Origin of the sequence: Pauljensenia sp. UMB3104, from assembly GCF_030217285.1 — a bacterium.
Lineage (GTDB): Bacteria > Actinomycetota > Actinomycetes > Actinomycetales > Actinomycetaceae > Pauljensenia.
Map to the genome: position 1 here is coordinate 1 of NZ_JASONN010000663.1, position 230 is coordinate 230.

Here is a 230-nt window from a genome sequence, read left to right on the forward strand (position 1 = left end):
TTGCCGGTCGCGTGATGCTTGCTCGCAACGGTGGCAAGCTCTGCTTCGCAACCCTGATGGATGGCGCCGGCAACCGTATTCAGGTCATGCTGTCGGCCGCAGAGGTCGGTTTGGATTCGCTGGCTCAGTACAAGACCGACGTGGACCTTGGTGACCACCTGTTCGTGCACGGTCGCGTCATTTCCTCGCGTCGTGGCGAACTGTCGATCATGGCATGCCCTGGCACCGCG

Annotated in this window: 1 protein-coding gene; it reads left to right on the plus strand. The window is 61.7% G+C overall.

Annotated features, from left to right (window positions below):
- The coding region (locus QP415_RS13195; protein WP_285100374.1) for an OB-fold nucleic acid binding domain-containing protein at positions 1 to 230 on the plus strand (230 nt) is incomplete at both ends.